At 48.3% G+C, this 1,600-nt stretch carries 1 protein-coding gene; it reads left to right on the forward strand.

The features are described from left to right. Positions 1 to 416 precede the first annotated feature (416 nt). Entirely contained in the window at positions 417 to 1,559 is a 1,143-nt protein-coding gene (locus J4G02_23170; GenBank protein ID MCE2397407.1) for a hypothetical protein, read from the forward strand. Positions 1,560 to 1,600 lie beyond the last annotated feature (41 nt).

Below are 1,600 nucleotides of genomic sequence, written 5' to 3' on the forward strand. Positions count from 1 at the left end.
AATGTGTAGCACAAGTTTTGGTTTGCAAGCTACACCAAAAGATCGGAAGTCAGGAGACCTGCCTGGATCGTGTTTCACGTATCTGCTTTCGCGGGAAAGCGGTGGAACAGCGCGCAGCAGTATCCTGTTAGATTAAATATGGAAGTACCGGCGTAAAGTATGAAGTTTCGGGTTCAGCAGGATCAGCATTATACGAAGTGTCGCTTCACCCCCTGTCTTTCCGTTGGAAGCAGGGGTTTTTTGTTTCATTACGGAGGTTTTAATGAACAAAGTTGTAGCAGCGCCGCTTGCAAGCGCATATAAAAAAGTTTCTCGGCGACCTTTCTCGCCTGCCCCGTGTCTCAAACTACACGCATTCCTACTGATAGGGGCACTTCTCCTTACACTCCTCACGAGTCCAACCTTTGGACAAACAGATGTCCAAAATCTACTTGAACATCACCTCTACACTCTCACTTATAGATCTCGATGAACCGAATGAGAAACGGGCTGTTGATCGTGAGATACTTACTATCGGTGATGTACCGAGTGGTCTTCTCATTCACGGGCACCTCGCTTACATCTCCCGTTTTGATTGGATTTCTGGGATTCTCAGCGACAGCATCCTAATTGTCAATCTGGAACAGCGAGAGATTGTCGGTGAAATTCCGATTGAATCCAGTGCTTACCCACAAAGTCTTGCACTTGTTAAGCCAAATAAAATGTACGTTACGTGCGATAACGCCCATCAGGTGCATGTCATTGACATCCCCAATCGCAGTGTAACAAAGGTTATTACGGATCCTTCCTTCAACAAAACGACCGGTATAACGCTTCTCAACGGCAAAGCGTACGTGACCAACCCGGCTTGGGAATGGGACGCGGAAGCCGGTGAATCCGTCTATTATCAAAGCAGTGTCACGGTGATTGATACCGAAATGGACACTGTCCTGAAATCTATCCCGATGCCCATAAATGCAGGTGGGATCCTCAACGACGGCGAATCTACAGTGATTGTAAAGACGACAGGCGACTACAATCTGATTTCAGGTAACATTGTCCTCATTGATGCCACTACTGATGAAATTATCAAAAAAGTTGACCTCAAGACGACACCTGGGGCATTTGCAATCAGTCCACAGAAGCAACTGTTTATTCAGAGTGGTTGGCAGAATCCAGGCTTACTTATCTACGATGTGCCGACTCAAAAATGGATTCGGGACAAGAAAGACGCGCTCGCCGAATTCGCTGGCGGATCTGGGATGACTTTCGGACCAGACGGGAATCTCTACATTACTAAACCTGACTGGACCGGCGGTGGATTTTCCACTGTTCTCGTCATGGGACCCGATGAGACGCTGCTCAAAACCTACCAAGCCGGACACGGCACCAACAACATCGGAATTGCGCAGATTATCTCGCGCCGCGAAGATGTAAACAACGACGGGATTGTCAATATCTCGGATCTGGTCATCGCGGCTCAGTTCTTGGGCGATCAGGGTGCAGGAATCATCGCCGATGTCAATGCGGATGAAGTCGTCAATATCCTTGACCTTGTGCTGATAGGGCAAGGACTCTAATTGAACATTCGCGGGCGCGGTTTAGAACCGCGCCCCGTATT

This window comes from Candidatus Poribacteria bacterium, from assembly GCA_021295755.1.
In the GTDB taxonomy this organism is placed as follows: domain Bacteria; phylum Poribacteria; class WGA-4E; order WGA-4E; family PCPOR2b; genus PCPOR2b.

Excerpts from the sequence above, each read along its gene's own strand:
- J4G02_23170 (MCE2397407.1), top strand. The coding sequence starts at position 417 with ATGTCCAAAATCTACTTGAACATCACCTCTACACTCTCACTTATAGAT.